The sequence below is a fragment of the Haloparvum alkalitolerans genome (genome assembly GCF_055381565.1).
Genome location: NZ_AP043938.1, coordinates 522248 through 540184 on the forward strand (window position 1 = coordinate 522248; position 17937 = coordinate 540184).

The 17937-nt window shown below is 68.5% G+C and carries 15 protein-coding genes and 1 tRNA gene; 7 read left to right on the forward strand and 9 right to left on the reverse strand.

Annotated features, from left to right (window positions below; translation table 11 throughout):
• Window positions 1–66 precede the first annotated feature (66 nt).
• A complete protein-coding gene (locus ACZ432_RS04990; RefSeq protein ID WP_426962921.1) occupies window positions 67–768 on the forward strand; it encodes a hypothetical protein in 702 nt (233 codons plus the stop codon).
• A 60-nt stretch (window positions 769–828) separates the two neighbouring features.
• Here ACZ432_RS04990 and ACZ432_RS04995 read toward each other — a convergent pair whose 3' ends face one another.
• The 3 genes from ACZ432_RS04995 to ACZ432_RS05005 form a co-directional block, all read right to left on the reverse strand.
• A complete protein-coding gene (locus ACZ432_RS04995; RefSeq protein WP_426962920.1) occupies window positions 829–1320 on the reverse strand; it encodes a hypothetical protein in 492 nt (163 codons plus the stop codon).
• Between the two features lie 556 nt (window positions 1321–1876).
• Window positions 1877–2923, reverse strand: a complete 1047-nt coding sequence (locus ACZ432_RS05000; RefSeq protein ID WP_426962919.1) for a hypothetical protein — start codon at window positions 2921–2923, stop codon at window positions 1877–1879.
• Between the two features lie 24 nt (window positions 2924–2947).
• On the reverse strand, window positions 2948–3649 hold the full coding sequence (locus tag ACZ432_RS05005) for a DUF1405 domain-containing protein (RefSeq protein ID WP_426962918.1): 702 nt from the start codon (window positions 3647–3649) through the stop codon (window positions 2948–2950).
• Window positions 3650–3750: 101 nt separating this feature from the next.
• Here ACZ432_RS05005 and ACZ432_RS05010 point away from each other — a divergent pair, with 101 nt between their 5' ends.
• Together ACZ432_RS05010 and ACZ432_RS05015 are read left to right on the forward strand one after the other, a co-directional pair.
• On the forward strand, window positions 3751–4392 hold the full coding sequence (locus ACZ432_RS05010; protein ID WP_426962917.1) for an FxsA family protein: 642 nt from the start codon (window positions 3751–3753) through the stop codon (window positions 4390–4392).
• A 103-nt stretch (window positions 4393–4495) separates the two neighbouring features.
• Window positions 4496–4569: transfer RNA gene (locus tag ACZ432_RS05015), tRNA-Ile, on the forward strand.
• 295 nt (window positions 4570–4864) lie between these two features.
• On the opposite strand, the gene ACZ432_RS05020 is transcribed toward ACZ432_RS05015, so the two are convergent.
• From ACZ432_RS05020 to ACZ432_RS05030, 3 genes are read right to left on the reverse strand one after another with little or no spacing between them, the layout of a single operon-like run.
• Window positions 4865–5677 (reverse strand): hypothetical protein, encoded by an 813-nt coding sequence (locus ACZ432_RS05020; RefSeq protein ID WP_464378859.1) that lies wholly within the window; start codon window positions 5675–5677, stop codon window positions 4865–4867.
• A 41-nt stretch (window positions 5678–5718) separates the two neighbouring features.
• A complete protein-coding gene (locus tag ACZ432_RS05025; protein ID WP_426962915.1) occupies window positions 5719–6273 on the reverse strand; it encodes a type IV pilin domain-containing protein in 555 nt (184 codons plus the stop codon).
• A 2-nt stretch (window positions 6274–6275) separates the two neighbouring features.
• A complete protein-coding gene (locus tag ACZ432_RS05030; protein WP_426962914.1) occupies window positions 6276–6737 on the reverse strand; it encodes a type IV pilin domain-containing protein in 462 nt (153 codons plus the stop codon).
• Window positions 6738–7088: 351 nt separating this feature from the next.
• Here ACZ432_RS05030 and ACZ432_RS05035 point away from each other — a divergent pair, with 351 nt between their 5' ends.
• Together ACZ432_RS05035 and ACZ432_RS05040 are read left to right on the forward strand one after the other, a co-directional pair.
• A complete protein-coding gene (locus ACZ432_RS05035; RefSeq protein WP_426963105.1) occupies window positions 7089–7340 on the forward strand; it encodes a hypothetical protein in 252 nt (83 codons plus the stop codon).
• A 55-nt stretch (window positions 7341–7395) separates the two neighbouring features.
• Window positions 7396–8280 carry a homoserine kinase gene (locus ACZ432_RS05040; protein ID WP_426962913.1) on the forward strand — a complete coding sequence of 295 codons (885 nt, stop codon included), beginning with the start codon at window positions 7396–7398 and terminating at the stop codon, window positions 8278–8280.
• Between the two features lie 93 nt (window positions 8281–8373).
• Here the strand turns inward: ACZ432_RS05040 and pdxS are convergent, their stop codons facing one another.
• Entirely contained in the window at window positions 8374–9282 is a 909-nt protein-coding gene (pdxS, locus tag ACZ432_RS05045; RefSeq protein ID WP_426962912.1) for a pyridoxal 5'-phosphate synthase lyase subunit PdxS, read from the reverse strand.
• A 104-nt stretch (window positions 9283–9386) separates the two neighbouring features.
• Here pdxS and ACZ432_RS05050 point away from each other — a divergent pair, with 104 nt between their 5' ends.
• Both ACZ432_RS05050 and ACZ432_RS05055 read left to right on the forward strand, forming a co-directional pair.
• Window positions 9387–11537, forward strand: coding sequence for a hypothetical protein (locus ACZ432_RS05050; RefSeq protein WP_426962911.1), 2151 nt, complete (start codon window positions 9387–9389; stop codon window positions 11535–11537).
• Window positions 11527–12510: a hypothetical protein gene (locus ACZ432_RS05055; protein WP_426962910.1), complete on the forward strand. Its 984-nt coding sequence runs from the start codon at window positions 11527–11529 to the stop codon at window positions 12508–12510. Before ACZ432_RS05050 ends, ACZ432_RS05055 begins: the two co-directional genes overlap by 11 nt.
• Before the next feature lie 14 nt (window positions 12511–12524).
• Here the strand turns inward: ACZ432_RS05055 and ACZ432_RS05060 are convergent, their stop codons facing one another.
• Window positions 12525–13955 (reverse strand): hypothetical protein, encoded by a 1431-nt coding sequence (locus tag ACZ432_RS05060; RefSeq protein WP_426962909.1) that lies wholly within the window; start codon window positions 13953–13955, stop codon window positions 12525–12527.
• Window positions 13956–13973: 18 nt separating this feature from the next.
• Window positions 13974–17510 (reverse strand): FtsZ/tubulin family protein, encoded by a 3537-nt coding sequence (locus tag ACZ432_RS05065; RefSeq protein WP_426962908.1) that lies wholly within the window; start codon window positions 17508–17510, stop codon window positions 13974–13976.
• Window positions 17511–17937: the final 427 nt, after the last annotated feature.

The window sequence follows — 17937 nt, forward strand, 5'->3', positions numbered from 1 at the left end:
GGGAGTACGAACTGGCGGTATGAACGATTCCTGTAGCCGCGACCCGCCCGCGGTGGTGGTCGGCCGATGAACCCGAACCGCGTCGACTTCATCGTCGACCTGCTGTACGGGCTGATGATCTTCGTCGCGGTCGTCCTGATCGCGTACGTCGAGACGCTGATCGGCGTCGCGTTCGGGCTCGGGGTGCTCGCGTCCTACGCCATCCACGTGGGCTGGAAGATGGCGCGGTTCGACCCCGACTGGATGACCGAAGAGGTGACCGAGAACGTCGAGGAGACGCTCAACCGCGAGGTCGAGGCGGTCATCGAACGGCTCGAGGAGGTCAACGAGCGGGTCGACCGGCGCCCGCGCACCGAGGAGGTCGAGGAGAAGGTCGGCGAGGTCTCGGACGAGGTCGAGGAGACGGTCGAGAAGAAGGTCGACGAGGTCTCCGAGAACGTCGAAGAGGCAGTCGAGGAGAAGGTCGGCGAGGTCACCGAAGAGGTCGAGGAGACGGTCGAGGAGAAGGTCGGCGAGGTCACCGAGGAGGTCGAAGAGACGGTCGAAGAGAAGGTGGACGAGACGGTCGAAGAGAAAGTCGACGAAACCGTCGAGGAGAAGGTGGACGAAACCGTCGAGGAGACGGTGGAGGAGACGGTCGAGGAGAAGGTGGACGAAACCGTCGAGGAGAAAGTCGACGGAGCCGGCGAGGGATCGGGCGACACCCCGAACGAGTCAGACGACGACGAGGGAGAGGACGGCGAGGACGACGACAAAGCGTCAGACTGACCGTTCGCGTCGGGACGTGCTTCGCTCGCGGTCGCCCACACGTTCATCTTCGCGGCGTGGTCACTCCCCGACCGACTCGTCTCCGAGACGGCCCGGAAACGCGAGCGCGACCGCGCCGAGGACCGCGAAGAACCCGATCAGGAACAGCCCCGGCTGGACCAGCACGCGCTGGGCGACGACCGTTCGCGGCTCCGGTTCCGTCGTGTAGGTCCACAGCGCGTATTCGGTCCCCCCGTCGGCGACGACGGTGAGCCCCGAGGTGGCGTTCGGCGACCGCGGGTACGCGAGCGTGTCGACGCGCTCGTCGGGGTTCCCCGTCGCCCAGACGTTCTCGTCGGCCGCGCGTGCGCGGTCGAACGCCTCGCGGACGGCGGGGTCGAGGTCCTCGTAGGCGACCGCCTCGGGAGCGTCCTCGCCGAACGCACCGTCCGCGGGCGCGACGTTGTGCACGTACCGCTCCGCGGCCGCCTCGTCGGAGACCGGGAGGTACAGCGGGTTCACCATCAGGGCGACGCCGAGGAGGACCAGCACGACGGCGAGGACGCGGCGCATACCCCCTGTTCGTCGGTCCGCCCCTCACCTCTTTCGGTGACCAGAGGCGACTCGTCGCGGTGTCGACGCGGGGCGTGAAAGAGCGCGATACTTAGTGGAGTACGGTGGTTGTCCTGTTTTTCTGTCAGACAGTGGTTTTTCTGTTTCTGTTGTAGGTCCTGCTGCGCTCGACAACAACGCCCAGAAAGCCCCAGTCGGCTCGACCGGCCGCGCCTCGCTGCGCTCCTCGCTCTCCGCACAGCCCGCTGCGGTGCTTACGTCGTCGGGGCCGGACCGAGCCGTCTGCCCCTTTCAGTCCCACCCACCGCCCCGCGACCGCACCGTAGGCCTCACACCTCCCCAGCCTCGGCGGTGGCGCGGCCGCGAAACCGCACCGCAATGCGGCCGCGCCACCGCCTCCCTCGCGCGGTCGCGGCGACACGCGGAGCGGTCGCCGCGGCGCGCGCCGACAGCACAGCACCGCAACCGCACCGCTTCGCGAGTTTCAGAAAAGTGATGTTTCTGGATCGGTCTGTAACACGCAGTATCGCGATTTTTCACCGATACGGCTGACCGATCAAGCCCACCGGAGACCCGAGACATCCGGAATCTCCAGCGGACTGGTCGGGTAGGGACCGGTCGCGTCGGGGTCGTTGAACACGCCGGGCGCCACGTCGTTCGGGGCGTCGGGGTACAGCAGGGCCGCGAGCAGTTGGACGGTCTCGCGGCCGGCGCCGAGTTCGAACTGGCCGCCCCCGTAGAGGCGGATTCCCTCCTCGAGACAGAACTCGACCGTCTCGAACAGCGACTCCACGGAGCCGAACCGCGAGGGCTTCACGTTGCACCAGCCCGGTTCGACCGGGAGGTCCCGGAGGCTCGCGAGGCCGGTGACGGGGTAGTCGAACGCGAGGCGGTCCGCCTCCGGTTCGAGCAGGGGCGCGGTCGCGTCGGTGAACGCGGCGTCCTCCACGACCGCGTCGCCGAAGGCCTCGAGCACGAGCTCGTACAGCTCCGGGTCGGCGGGCACGTCGACGTCGGTTCCCTCGTACCAGCCCTTCAGGTCGACGACGCGGACGGCGTCGGTGTCCGCGAGCGCGGCGACCAGGTCCTGGGTCCACGCGGGCGTCGGATCGAGCTTGAACTCGCGGTCCGGGGCGTCCGCGAGCAGTCGCTCGACGCGGTCCGCGGTCGGCGGGTCGCCGAGCCGCGTCGAGACGACGAAGCGGAGCGGGTCGGCCTCGCGGTCGAGCACCGATCCGAGATCCGTGTCGGCCTGCCGGAGCGCCAGGTCGAGCGCGGCGCTCTCGTAAGCCCACCGGCGGTAGTGTCGGGGTCCCTCGCCCTCCGGCTCGCGCGTCGGGAACAGGTCGATGTCCGCGAGGTGCGCGGAGAACTCGTCGACCGTCCACTCGCCGGTCAGGCCGAAGGCGGGCGCGTCCGCGAGCGCCTCGTGGTCGGCGGGGTCGTAGCTCACGTCCTCGCCGCGCCCGACCGCGCCGTCGCCCGCGAGTGCGACCTCCGTGGTCACGCGCTCGAAGTCGCTGGTCGTGTCCGCGCGCAGCTGCTCGCGGGACTCCTCCTCGATCCGGAGCGGCAGGTCCGCGACCGCGTCGTAGAGGGACATACCCGCCGTTCGGTCGCGGGCGCCTTAGCTCCCCCAGCCGAGCGCGTGGCGTTCGGCCTTCCGCACCCGAGTCGCCAGCGCCAGAAACAGCGGACCGACCGTTAGGACGACGGCGCCGGCGGCCGCGACCTGCAGCACCGTCGTGGTCCACCACGGCGTCGACCCGGCGTACGGGACCGCCGTGTGCGTCACCGAGCCGGCGAGCGGGACGAAGTAGTCCATCAGGAGGTCGACCGTGTACCACGCGGTCGCAATCCCGACCGCCTTCAGCGGGAAGTCCGTGATACGGTGGAGTAGGAACGCCTGCACCGCCATCGCGACGTGGCTCACGAACAGGAACGCGTACATCGCCGGGTGAGTGTACGCGAGAAAGCCCGGCGCGAACGCGGCGAGCACGTACGGCGTCCACAGCCCGAGCTTGATGTTGCCGACGAACGCCAGCGCCGAGAGCGTGTCGTTGGGCTTCCCCACCGCCCACGCGGCGAGCGCGAGCGCGATCAGCAGCGTCGCGCCGGGGCTGTCGGGGACGAAGGCCCACATCTCGACCGGCGTCCGCGCGAACTGCGCCCGGTAGTACCAGAAGCCGAACGCCGTCCCGACGAGGTTGATCGCGACGATGACCCAGACGAACCGCAACGCGACCGCCTCCAGGCGCGCCGGCAGCGGCGCGAGCCAGCGCGGGAGCGGGTCGCGCTCGGGGGGATCGGTCGGCGTGCCTCGCGTCATGTGCTGACGGTCGCACGGGGGCGACAAAGCGATGGCGGTCGGCCGTGCCGACGCCGTGGCCGACGAAAAGGGCTATGGGCCGCGGGCGGGAACGTCGGGCCATGCGCCTGCGCTACCTGTTCGCGCTGTTTCTGTTGATCCCGCTGGCGGACGCGCTCTTCCTCGTCGTCGTCGCGGACGCGGTCGGCTGGCAGGTGACGGTCGCGCTCGTCGTCCTGACCGCCCTCCTCGGCACCCTGCTCGTTCGCGCCGAGGGGCGGCACACGCTCGCCCGGATCCAGCGCAAGGCGGCCAGCGGCGAGCCGCCGACCGACGAACTGCTCGACGGCGCGATGCTCATCGCGGCCGGCGCGTTCCTGCTCACCCCGGGACTGGTCACCGACGCCCTCGGGTTCCTGCTCGCGCTGCCGCCGACGCGCATCCCCCTCCGCGCCGGGCTCAAGCGCTTCGTCGTGGTCCCGTACCTCGACAGGCAGACCGGCGGCTTCGCGACCGGTAACGTCTGGATCGGCGGGTTCCCGGATGGCGACGAGTTCGACGGCTTCGGGGGAGTCGGTCCGACCGGCCCCGACGCGCCCGGCCCGGGCGGCTCCGGACCCGCCGCCGACGGGGCCGAGGACGGCACCGACGGAGCGAGCGCGGAGCCGACCGGGAGCGCGAACGGCGGCCGAACGGACGCCGGCGACGACGTCGTAGACGTCGACTACACCGTAGAGGACGGGAACGACGAGCGCCGAGAGTAGCGTCGTGCGAAGCGGTACCACGTCGAAAACCGACAGACGACGGCGTGCTGCTGAAAGGAAACGCTTAAACGATTACCCGCGCAACGAATGAATGCGCTCACCTGGGCCAATAGCTCAGTCAGGTTGAGCGCTCGGCTGATAACCGGGAGGTCCACGGTTCAAATCCGTGTTGGCCCACCTACTTCCCTGGCCGTTTCCGGCCGGGGGAAATTGGGGCCGGGAACTCCCCAGCCACCCAATTTCGGTATTCTAACGGCATTGAGAGCCCACTATATCGGGGTGTCCCTGCTCGTTCTACCCTGCACCTGGGTAGCGTACCGCGATCTTCGTTACCGGAGGTGCCGCGGCATGATGCGGCTGCAGTCGACCGCCGAACGCGGGGTCTGTCATGATCAGAGATACTCCTCGTAATCGGGTTGCGGTATCGGACGAGCGTCGAGAGTCGGTGGCGGTGAGTCTCGACGCGGATCCGCTATCTCGGTGCCTGTTTGGAACTACTCCGGTTCGTCGATTCACGGTCGACACCGAGCGCCCGAGATGCGGCCGCAGAGAGGGTAATTCCGCATTCGTTGACAGTCACCGATTCCTCCGTGGCGGCCGCGAGCAAGTCTCGAAGGCTGTGCCGATATGCCTGTGACCGATCTTCGAGGATCCGCGTTGTGTCCTTTTCCGAGTAACTCACGGCTCGATGTTTGGCGTACACCTCCGCAAACGCCCGACGAGAGGATGCGTCCGCGAGCCGCACTACTTCCGGGAGACCGCTCATCTGCGTTTTTGGACCCGCCGGCGCGCCTGCTGCGACGAGCACACGCCCCAGGATAGCGCCGTCAGTCGCGGGAGTTACCTTTGGCGGCCGGTCGTCGTCTGCGCGGCGGTGGACCGTCGCCTGACACCCGACGGCCTCGATCGCGTCGACGAGCGTCTCGACCGGGACGCGGCGGCCGGGCGTGAGGGTAGGCAGGTACGTCTCCGCGGGAATGGAGCCGCCCGCGAGGACGTGCGCGAGCAGCTCGACGAGCGAGTCCAGCATGTCGGGTTCGGGGTCGATCCATCCGTGGGCGTGGGCTGTCTGGATGCCCCGAACGGGAGCCGGCCGGCTGCCGTTGAGCCACCCACGGACGCGGCCCGGCGGGAGTTCGAGCGCGTTCCCGACCGCGACGCGGCCGGCGTTCGGGTGGTCGGCCGCGTACTGCTGGACGCGCCGGTAGTCGAGCACCTTCTGGAACGGGTCGGGATACTCGCGAGCGGAGTATGTTCGAGCGACTGCGGCGGCCGTGATTGGCATGCGGTATGAGTGAATAATGGGGAACGCGCTTCGATAGCGCGCTAGTTGATGTCGCGGGTGAACAGCGTCTGCGAACTGGATCCGTCGTTCGAGGTCCAGATGACACGCGCGGTGTCACCCTCGGAGAGACCGGTCGCACTTCCGGTGTCTACTCCGTCAATGGCGCCTCCGCTCGTGGTGTACTGGCCGCTCGCGGATCCCGAACTGGATGCGACGACCGTCACGCTGGATCCGGCTTGCACGTCGCCCGATCCGTTCCAGACGGCTTCGGCTTCCTCGCTCGTGGTGTTGTAGCCATAGGCGGTGTTGCCGCTGACGGTTACGCTCAACTGACTCTCGGAAACACTGTCACCACCCTCATGGGAGATGGTTAGCGAGGTCACGTCAACGTCGGACCCACCGCTGTTGTTGATCGTCGTCGTTCCCTGATCACCGGCGAAAGACACAGACGGGCTCTGCGTCTGCAGCGAATCGCCGAGCCCGAGCACGAATGTCCCGATGACGGCCGCGAGGATGACAGTAATCGCGACCATGAGGATGACCCCAATGACCGGCGAGACAGCACGATCGTCCGTGAATATGCTACGTATTTCCATCGTTAGTTACTCGGTGCGGTGGAGCTCCCCACAGTCTGGGAACTGGAACCATCGTTGGAAGTCCAGACGATGCGTATCTCCTCGCCAGACCACGCGCCCGCATCAAATTGGGTGCTCGTGATATCTGCCGCAGCATCGCTCCCGAGAGTTATCGAACTCCCGGCGCTTACCGTTCCGTCAGCCTCCGGCCACGTTCCTTCATCCGCCCCCTCCACGTTGACCGAAAGCGTCGAGTTGTCGATCGAGTCGCCGCCCTCGTGGGCAATCGTCACGTTGTCCGCGGGCGTGTCACCGTAGTCGAAGCCGAAACTCGCGGACGGACTTGTCTGCTGCACCGAGTCACCGAGACCGAGAACGAACGTCCCGATCACGGCGGCGAGAATCACGGTGATGGCGACCATGAGGATCACGCCAATAACCGGACTCACCGCCCGATCGTCTGACAGTAGGTTGCGTAGTTGCATTGGTGTATCGGACACACCAACCCGAGCGAAAGAGGTAAGGTCTAACAGCCAAACCTATTAGATGACCAACGGGTTCTCGGAACCCACTGGTCGGCCCCCCTTTCGTACCGAGTCGTGTGCGTCTAGCCGCAGGAACTCCTCTCCGAGACTTATATCTGTGGGATTGGGTATCAGAATTAATAATTAGTGCGCTCTGACACGATCGGCATCGGAAAACTGTGTGGTGATCGGGGCACCAGAGCGACGACCATACCGAATGGAGCGATCGTCGCGGTTCGCGGAGCGCGTCGACGGCATCTCCCCTCCGAAACGGAACTTTAATGCGCGAATCAGCCGCAGGTGGAACCAAGAATGCTCCCCCTGCAGCTCATAGACAGTTTCCTGCTGGATTACCACGTGGGGCACGTACTGCTCTTGGCGTTCGCAGTCACGACGCTCGGGGTGCTACCGCTGAAGTCCCAGGAGGCGCTCGCGGCCAACGTGACGCTGTTCGGGCTCATCTTCATGATCATGCCGTTCACCCTGCTGCCAACCGTGTACGTCCTCCTCGGGATCGCGTTGATCCTGATCGGGCCGCTGCTGTGGACGACCGCGTCCGAGTGACGGCGAGCGTTCCGCGAACCAGCCCCTTTTTCACCGCAGGCGGTTACCCACCTGCATGATCACGGTACGGGCGCCGGCGACGAGCGCCAACCTCGGCAGCGGCTTCGACGTGTTCGGGGCCGCGCTCTCGCGCCCGGCCGACGTCGTCTCCGTCGAGCGGGCCGAGACCACCACCATCGAGGTGACGGGCGTCGGCTCGCAGTACATCCCCGAAGACCCCGAGGAGAACACGGTCGGCGCGGTCGTCGAGGCGCTGGACGCACCCGCTCACATCCACATCGACAAGGGCATCCGGCCCGCCTCCGGACTCGGCTCGTCGGCGGCCAGCGCCGCGGCCGCGGCGGTCGGACTCAACGAGCTGTACGACCGCGGGCTCTCCCGCGAGGAGCTCGTCCCCATCGCCGCGGAGGGCGAGGCCGTCGTCTCGGGCGTCGCGCACGCGGACAACGTCGCGCCGGCGATCCTCGGCGGCTTCACGGTGACGACCGGCCACGGGACGCACTCCGTGGACGCCGACGTACCGCTCGTCACCTGTCTGCCGGAGGTCGCGGTCTCGACCCGCGACGCGCGGCGCGTCGTCCCCGAGAACGCCACCATGGACGAACTCGTGGAGACGGTCGGCAACGCCGCGACGCTCGCGGTCGGCATGTGCCGCTCGGACCCGAACCTCGTGGGGACGGGCATGGACGACCCGGTCGTCACGCCCGCCCGCGCACGGCTCATCACCGGGTACGAGGACGTCCACGAGGCGGCGGTCGCGGCGGGCGCGACCGGCGTCACGGTCAGCGGTGCCGGCCCGACCGTCATCGCGGCCTGTCCGGAGGAACGCCGCCGCGACATCGCCGCCGCGATGGTGGACGCGTTCGCCGAGGCGAGCGTGGAGTCGCGCGCCTACCAGACCCGGATCGGCGAGGGGGCGACCGTGCTGGACCGGGACTGACCGCGCGGAGCGCGGCCGCTCGTCGCTGTCCGAGCGTCGGCATCGAAACGGTTCGCGGGCGGTCCGCGAGAGAAGTCGGTCGCAGTCGGCCAGTCAGACGCCGCGGCCTTCGAGCCGCTCCTCTTCCGGGATCGAGTCCTTCGACTGGCCCTTCATCCCCTTGCCGATGTCGCTGGCGATCTCCGCCAGCTCCTCGGGGTCGTCCCAGTTGTTGACCGCCTCGACGATGGCGTTGCCCATCTCGACGGGGTCCTCCGCGCCGAAGATACCGGACCCGACGAAGATGCCGTCGCAGTCGTAGTGCATCATCAGCGCCGCGTCCGCGGGCGTCGCGATGCCGCCCGCCGCGAAGTTGACGACCGGGAGCCGCTCCTGCTCCGCGGTCTCGTGGACGAGTTCGCGCGGAGCGCCGTGCTCGCGGGCCCACTTCTCGCGCTCGTCGTACGCCAGGCCGGAGATCTCGCGGATCTGGCGCTGCATCGTGCGCTGGTGTTCGACGGCCTGGTTCACGTCGCCCGTGCCGGCCTCGCCCTTCGTGCGGATCATCGCCGCGCCCTCGTTGATGCGGCGGAGCGCCTCGGGGAGGTTGCGCGCGCCGCAGACGAACGGCGACGTGAAGCCGCGCTTGTCGATGTGGTACTCGTCGTCCGCGGGCGTCAGCACCTCGGACTCGTCGATCATGTCGACGCCGAGCGCCTCCAGGATCTCCGCCTCCTTGAGGTGGCCGATCCGGGATTTCCCCATCACCGGGATCGACACCTCGTCGATGATCTCGGTCACGTTCGCGGGGTCGGGCATCCGCGCGACGCCCCCGCGCTTGCGGATGTCCGCCGGGACGGCCTCCAGCGCCATCACGGCGACCGCACCCGCGTCCTCTGCGATCCGTGCCTGCTCGCGCGTGACGACGTCCATGATAACGCCGCCCTTCTGCATCCGCGCGAAGCCTCGCTTCACGAGCTCCGTTCCGCGTTTGAGCTCCTCCAGATCCGTTGCGTCGGCCATACCTGAGATAGGACCGGCCACCACTTAACGGGTTGCTTTCACGAACCGAGCGGGACGATGCGGTGGAAAAACAGTTTTGTATCAACGACGAAATGGAACTCAACGTGAACAACGAGATCGGGAGCGGGGGGCTGCGCGAGTGGATCCAGCAGCCCGGCGTGGTTGACGTGGGGGTCGCGGCCGCGTACCTGGTGGGGATCGCGGCGACTGCGACGTTCTTCACCGGCGACGTCCTCGCGGCCGCGTGGAGCAACGAGGGACTGCTGTTCGCGGCGTTCGCGCTGCTGTCGGAGGTGCTCGGCGGTCCGCTCCGCGCACAGGTGAGCGTGTTCGGCGTCGCACTCGGCGTGTCCCTGGTGTGGGCCTTCGACACGTACAAACGGTATCAGACGTTCGCGCCGCTGACGCTGCTCGGCGCCGCGGCGTACGCCGCCGGCGCGCTCCGCCCGGCGCTGATCGGCGACGTGACGATCGGGACGGCCTCGCTCGGCGTGGTGGCGGTCGTCGCCGGCGCGCAGGCGGGCGGACTGCCGCTCGTGCAGCGCCTCGTCGGGCGCGCGAAGCGGCTGCGCGGCGTTCCGCCGGTCTCCTTCCGTCGCGCGCCCACGCTGCTTTTCGCAGGCGTCGTCGCGACGGTCGTGGTCGGGCTGGCGGACCTCCACCTCGGGCTGGGGACCGGATCGCCCGGGCTCACCGCCGTGAACGACGTGCCGGTACACGGCGCGACCGGCCTGGTGCTCGCGCTACTCTTCTACAAGTTCACGCAGTACGACAGCGACGTGAAGATCGTCCAGCTCGGCCCGGCGCGGTCGGGGAAGACTTCGATGATCGGCGGCCTCGCGGGCGACGTGGACCGCGAGGCGCGCGAGGGCGACGGCGACGGCTCCCTCGACGAGATCCGGTCGCGGCTCGAGGACGAACGGCGGTTCCCGAACCTCACGGACGAGGTCACCTACCACGAGTTCAGGTACATGTCCAACCGACCGGTGTTCCGGAAGCGGCACACCATCAGCACGCTGGACTACCCCGGCGAGAAGCTCACGGGACAGGGGTCGGAGGAGCCGCTTTCGGACCGGATCATCAACTACCGGCAGCGACAGGAGCCGTCGCTGTTCGGGCGGCTGACCGCGGCCGTGAAGCGCTTCGTCCCCCTCGACGAGCGCGAGGACTCCTGGGACGAGGGAGTGCGCGACCTCGAAGAGGACGCCGCACACGAGATGATGGCGCTCGCGAAGCTCGTCGACGCGGCCGACATCGTGGTGTTCACGATCCCGCTGGACGACTTCCTGAGCCGGGCCATCGAGCGTGGCAACACGCCGGGGTACCTCGACAGCGTCAAGCTGATCGAGCCGGCCGAGGCGGACGGCGAGTTCGTCGTCAGGACGCCGGACGGGAGCGCGGACCGCGTCCACCGAGAGGCGGGGGAGCTTCGGTACGCCGACACCGGCGAGCCGTACCCGGACCCGTGGGGCGAACTGGAGTACCTCCCGCGGACGCCCGACGGCAACTACTACTACGTCGCCCGCGACCGCTCGGGCCGCGACGAGTACAAGGAGGAGTACAAGGAGCTCATCAGGATCCTCAACGACGACCGGCGCAAGAGCTTCGTCTGGACGACGACGATGTCGGACCTGATCAACGAGGACTTCCTCAGCGTCTACGAGGACGCGTCGCGGCTGGCCGACCGCTCCGGCCACGGCGGCGCCCTCGCAGAACACGTCGAGCGAGCGAGCGAGGCCGGGCTGTTCGACACGACCCCAACCGAGTTCCTCAGACACGACCGACAGGGACGGAAGGTCCACGCGCGGTGGATCCAGAAGGAGTACATCGAGAACGCGTTCCCGGAGTTCGACCAGATGCTCTCCGACACGTTCGAGGCGTTCGTCTACCCGGTCTGGTTCGAGATCGACGAGAACCGGACCGCCACGGAGACGCCCGGCATCGAGATCAAGAATGACACGATCCTCCAGGGTTCGGACCTGGTCCTCGACCGGTTCGAGAACCGGCGGCTGCTGGAGCAGGCGTCGCTGACCGGCGGCGACGACTCCGTGATCGAGTCCGGCTACCGCGTCATGTACGCCGCCGCACAGGAGGCGATGGAGGACGCCCGCGACGACGCGGCCGACCGAAGCGGCAGCGCACGCGTCGACGGACCGCAGGTCGCCTCGGACCCGGAGGCCGGCGGACCGACCGACTCCGACCGGGACGGCGGGCCCGACCGCGAGTCAGGCGGGGCGGCCGTCGATGTCGAGTAGCCGCGTCTACGCGGTCGCGAGCGGCCAGTGTCTCGTCCGCGGCCCCGAGGGCGTCGACGAGACGGAGCGCGACCTCGTCCAGCGGGACTTTCACGCCGGCGTCCGGCTCGTGGTCGACCCGGAGCGGGGGGAAGTCCGCGGCGTCGTGCCCGTCCGGCGTCGTTCGGAGGAACTGTTCTACGCGGTCGTGTGCCCCGACGCGGACGAACCCCTCTCGGCCGGGACGTTTCACGCCGCGGTCGCCGAGGTGTTCAGCCGCCGCGACCGGTGGGCGATCCGCACCGACACGCCGGAGGGGGAACCGTTCCGGCGGTTTCTCGGGAGCGCGGGGAACACACCGACGGAGGAACAGGAAAGCGAGACGGCGGGGCCGAAAGGCGGGACGACGGAGGACGCGCTCCCGGAGGAGTTCGAGGACCTCGCAGAGTCGGTGGCGTCCCTGCTGCGGGAACGTGACGAGTCCGACCCGCCCGTCACGGTCGGTGTCGGCACGTTCGGTGCGGGGCTCGCGCTGCTGGACGCGCTTCGCGAATCCGGCCTCGACCCGGCGTCGGTCGGAGGCGCCGTCGTCGCACGGACCGCGCGAACCGACCACCTCGCGCCGGGGCTCGCCGTTCGGATACGGGACGACGAGACGGGGATGACGGTCCTCAGTCACGAGCGACGAGGTACCGAAACCGAGGAGTCCGGCGGCCCGGACCGCACGCCTGGCGTCCACGGCGATGCGGAGACGGCCGACGGGGCTGAGACGGCTGACGGGGCGGAGACGGCCGACGAAGCTGAGACGGCCGACGGGGCGGAGACGTCACGGCCCGACGAAGAACGGGCGTTCGGGCTCGGCGGTGTCCTCACCGGCGCGGGACTGCTCGGCGGAGTCCTGTTGATCGTCGGCGGGGTCGCCGGCGGCGCCCCGCTGCTCGGGGCGGTCGGGACCGGCGTGGCGGCGGCGACGCTCCTGCTGGTGTGGCGATAACGCCCCCGCGGGAACTACCCGGAGACTTCCTCGAGCAGGTCGTCGAAGCCCTCGGCCGGCCGTCCCGCGGTGCGATCGACGTTGAAGCGGTCGGTCGGAACGACCGCGACCGTCCCGAAGGCGGCGTCGTCGACGCCGAGCCGGTGGACCGCGACGGTCCGCTTGAACACCCGGCTGTCCGGGGCCAGTCCCTCCGCCTCGGCGACCGGCCCGGCCTCCGTGGTCGCGAGGACCACGTCGGTCCCTGCACGGTCCCCGAACCGCTCACACAGCGCTGCGAGCGTGTCCGTTCCCTCGGGAGCCTCCTCGTCGGGACCGGGCGTCGGCCCGACGAGGAGTATCGTGTCGGCGTCCTCGAGGCGGTCGAGGATGGAGCTGTGAGTTCCCTGCAGCGCCCGGCGGACCGGGACCGGGACGAACCGTCGGAGGTGATAGCGGACGCGCGCGACCCCACGCGCGACGCCCGCCGGAAGCACCGCCGGCCCCGGGTCCGGGTCGACCTCGCCGATCTGGTCGGTCGTCCATCCCTCGGACTCGATGATCACCGTCCGGAGGAAGAGCCGCTCGGCGAGGTCGTCCGGAACCCCGGGCAACCCGCGGAACATCGAGGAGACGAAGCCGAACGCCACCGAGGAAGCGAACCGGTCCTGTAGGTCCGAGAGGCTGTCGGGCGTGCTCGCGTCGACCAACTCGCCGTCGCCCTCGATCGGGTAGCCGTGTCGATCCAGCTCGACGGCCTCGTAGAGCCCGCCGACGACGTACGGCTGGTACTTGTACTCGCCCGCGAAGTCGGGCGGCGAGACGACCACCGTCGTCCGCCGCTGGTCGTAGCGCATGAACACCGACAGCGCCCCGACAAGTACGACACCCGCCACCGCGACGAGGAGCCTATCCAGCACGCCACCCACGGTCGTCGCGTAGTCGACGACCACGACCGCGGCGACGGCGGTCATGCCGTAGCGGAAGGCGCCGCCGGCCGCGGGGAACTGGATCCACCGCAGCTTCTCTACCGGGGAGAGGTCCGGCGGGCGCTTGACGCCGTAGAACCGGGAGGAGGTGGCCGTTCCCGACAGGAGGCCGGCCGCGAGCCCGACCGCGGCGGCCCACGGCGTGCGGACCACGGCCTCGGCGAGGCGGCCGGTCTGGTCGACGAACAGGCCGAGCGGGACGCCGACGCCGACCAGCACGAACAGCGCCTGCACGCGCTTGGTCCCGTCGAGACAGAACAGCAGCAGCCAGCCCGCGAGCAGACCACAGACCAGCAGCACCGGCACGTCGAGGTTGCCGCCGAACGGTCCGCCCAGCACCGACGTGAGCCCGTAGATGAGCCCCTCGTCGGTCCAGACGCGGTCCGCAGCCGTCACTATCGGTCGCGTGGACAGGGCGAGCAGGACGAACGACCCGACGACGGTGGCTAGCTCGAAGGCGTCCTTTGACTGAGACATGGTGGCGGAACGCTCGCCTCAGTCGTCGGCCTCGGTCGCCGTCTGAGTGATGTCGATGCTGCTCTCGTAGGTCCCCGTCGTCAGCATGTCGAGGAAGATGTCCCGCGGGTCGACGTCGTCGTCGGACTGGTCCGCGATCATCACCTCGGACATGAACTCCTGGTCCACGTCCCGGACCGTGTCGCGGGCGACGTAGGCGCCGAAGTCGGCGCCCCCGTGCGGCTCGCCGTCCGCGGTGGCCCACTCGTGCATCGTGCTCCAGCGGTCCCACATCCCGCCGACGCCAATGGTGTGGTGTGCGGGGATGAAGCCGCCGCTTGCGCTCTCCTCGTAGAGGTCCTTGTAGCCGTTCCCCTTGGTGACCAGCTTGAGGTTGTCCAGGAACAGCCCGCCGATGAACGTCACCATCGTGATCTCGTCGCGGTCGCCGGCGCTGTGGCGACCCACCTTGTACATGCTGTTGTTCGCGACTTCGATCTCGTCCTCGAACGCGTTCCGGACGGCCGGGTAGTGCTCGTTCATCACGTCCTCCTCCTCGTAGGCCCTGGAGAGGTAGACGGGGTTGATACGGATGTTCCCGAAGTTGGGCTCGACCTCCTGCCCCTTCGCGGTCGGACTGAGGTCGTTGATCGGGGCGCGGCCGTCGTCCCCGTTCAGGAGGCTACGGACCGAGTTGACGAGCTCCCGAACGATCCGGTCCTCGTTCGCCTCGAGAATGTCGGACTCGGCGATGTCGTGTGCCCCCGCGACGTGTTCCTGCTTGGCCTCCTCGTGGAACACGTACGGATGGTCGTCGTCGTCGGACCGGCCGACGCTTCCCTCGAGTTCGACCTCGTAGCGACCGCGGTAGTTGCGGGCGAAGTCGCGCCCGTACGTCTCGCGGCCCTGGTCGTACTCGTGGGCCTTGGGAAGCTCCACGTCGCTGAGCTCGACGCTGCCACGCGAGAGGCCGCGGAGAAGCTCGAACCGCTGGATGAGGCCGGGCGCCTCGTCGTTCTCGCCGGTGAGCTTCGCCAGCTGGTCGCCGGACTTCGCGTGCTCTTTCGCGATCGGACCGAGGTATGCCTCCACGAGCGTGCGCGTCGTCGCCGTCTCGAAGTCGTCGGAGACGGAGCTCGGGTCCTGCGGATCGACCGCGTCCAGCGAGAGGACGCCCTTGAGCAGCGTGCCGGGGTCCTCGGCGTCGGTGTTGCGCAGCGCCTTCGAGACGGTGGTCTTGGTGCCGGCCGCGTCGAGCCCCTGCGGGAGGGAGATGGTCTTCGACTCGGCACCGCGACCGTCCGTCGTGTAGGTGAGGCTGTGAGAGACGAACTCCCCGCCCTCGCTGAACGCCGACTCGAACGCGTCGACGAGCGAGTCGATCAGCTCGTCGCGTTTCGTCTCGATCTCGGACTCGCGCCGGAGGCGGTCGCTCGTGAACCGACAGCTGAACGTCTCCTCGACGGACGGGTCGGGGCTGTTCGGGTTGATCTCGAACCAGCCGGTCTCGCGGGCGGAGGTGACGTTCGTCTCGAACTCGTCCGAGCGATCGTCGCCGCGGCCGATGCCGAGGAAGCCGGTCCCGTGGTTCAGCTTGTGCTTCTTCGCGGACTTGACGAAGCCGAAGCCGCGCTTGATCTCCGCGACGTCGATCTCGCCGACGCCGATCTCGTCGAGCTTGTCGTTGAGCGGGGCGACGCCCTCGATCTCCATCCCGTCGAGCGGGCCGATCCCGTCGAGCGTCACCGCGTCGACGCCGTCCTCCGTGGAGGCGCTCTCGACCTTCTCGACCGCGTTCCCGACCTCGTCGACGAGGTCGTCGATCGCCTCCACGACGCTCTCCTCGTGCTCGTTGATCGCCGCGAGGGCCTTCGCGTCGTCGTAGGCGGTCTCGTTCCACTCGTTCGCCCGCTTCGTGAGGTCGCCCGCGACGGTCTCGTGGAACTCGGACAGCTCGTCGACGGTGGTCCGGAGCGACTCGCGCTGGCTCCGCCAGCCGTCGATCATGCTCTCGAGGCTCGGGTCCTGGAACCGATCCATCAGCAGCTCCGTGTCCGGGTCCATGATGACCTCGCGGATCGCCGTCCTGACGACCTCGGCCTCGCCCTTGTCGAGGTCGGTGTGCTCGGGCGTGATCGCCGACGTCGCGCGCCAGATGCGCGCCCGCGTCTCGATGTTCGTCAGCTCCGTCTTGAGGATCTCGACGAGGTCGTACCGGAGCTCGTCGTCCGGGCTGATCTCGGTGAACTCGGGCGTGTTCTCCAGCCGGTCGCGAATGATCCCCGGCACGTCGTTGACGAAGTCGACCGCCTCCGCCATCGGGTCGACGCTCTCGCCGTCGTCGCCGTCGGCCTCCCCGTCCGCGTCCGGCGGCCGCACCATCGGCGCCGTGTCGATCGTCTCCTTGATCTCGTCGACGAGGTCGCCCAGGTCGGCCAGCTCGAGCGCCTCCTGTTCGAGCAGGGTGCCGCGGATGTCGTCCTCGATCCGACCGCGGAGCTGATAGGCGGCGTCGCGACCCCACTCCGTGTCGAGACTCCCGAGACCGCCGCCGCGGAACTCCGCGCCGGCCGACTCCGGGAACATCTCGGTGAGGTACTGCTCGATCACCTCGTAGAGGTCCGCCTCGTTCTCGAGTTCGGACTCCTTCGCGTCGAGCATCTCCCCGACCGCGTTCTCCGCCGCCTCCCGCATCTCGAGGTCGTACTTGATCGTGTACGGGGCCGCGAGCGTGAACGGCGTGTACCGCGGCGGGTTGGTCGCGATGTCCGTCGTCGGCGTGATGTAGGTGGTGAAGTTGCCGCTCCGCACCCCGTTCTGATGGGCGAGGATCGAGCGGACGACCCCCATCTCGAAGTCGTGGTTGTTATCCTCGAGCTCCTCGAGGTGGGGGACGAGCGTGATCGTCTCGAACGGTCCCTCGCCGGTGAGGTGGGCGTACTCCAGCTCGGAGAGGGCGGCGTGCGCGTTGGTCTTCTCGAGGCCGCCCGCCCCGTCGTGGGGGAGCACGCCGAAGAGGTGGACCTGTTTGTCGCCCCCCTGCAGTTCGCTGGCGAGGTCGAGCGCCATGCCGGAGCCGGTCCCGCCGCCGAGCGCGGCGACGATGTAGACCTGCTCCTCGCCGTTGCCGCCGGGCACCACGCTGTTGTCGGTGTACTCGGCGATGTGGAACAGCAGCTTGCTCACGGAGCGGCGTCGGAGCACGCCGCCGGAGAAGCCCTGGTCGTTCACCTTCGAGAGCGGCTCGCGTCCCTGCTCGAGCCACCAGCTGGTGAGCCCCTGGTCCTCACAGAGGTTCCGCACCGCCGGCGGCGCCGTGAGCGACTCGGCGAGCCAGGTGTCCGGGACCATCTCGCTTATCAGATGCGGCCCGTCGAACTCGACGAAGCCGTCCCGAGGACGGTAGTCGGTCCCGTCGTAGGCGTTCTCGACCTTCTCCTCGACGACCGAGGACCGGTCCGCGTGGAACTTGTCGTCGGTCGCGGAGTCGATGACCGTCGCCCGCAGCGTCGCCGGCTCCGGCTCGTTGTACTCGTCCGTCTTCATCACCTCCTCGAGGATCCAGTCCTGCTGCATGAAGCGGTAGACCACCCGACTCCCGCCACCCCCAATCCCGATCAATCTGTCAGGAGTACTGCACCGTGGCATAACAGATGCCATGTTACTCATCACATATAAAACCCGTTTAGTACGGGGATACTGCCACCGATTCGGTGAGCGCTGACGGGGCGGAGACGCCGGTGAACGGGCACGGCGCGGCCGTTCGCTGATCGCGGGAACGCACGGCTGGACGCCGGTGTCGCCGTCTGACTTCCGGACTTCGAACTGTCGGGGACGGCCGAATTCGTCGACGGAACACGTATCAGATATGCGACCTTCATAACCCTTTTGTCAGTTCACAGATTTACGCAGACTATACACATGTTAGGGACACGACCGTCCGCCGGGGCAGAGGCAGCCGCTCGAGCTGCTTCGGAACGCGCCGGAGGCGTGAGGGTGTCGG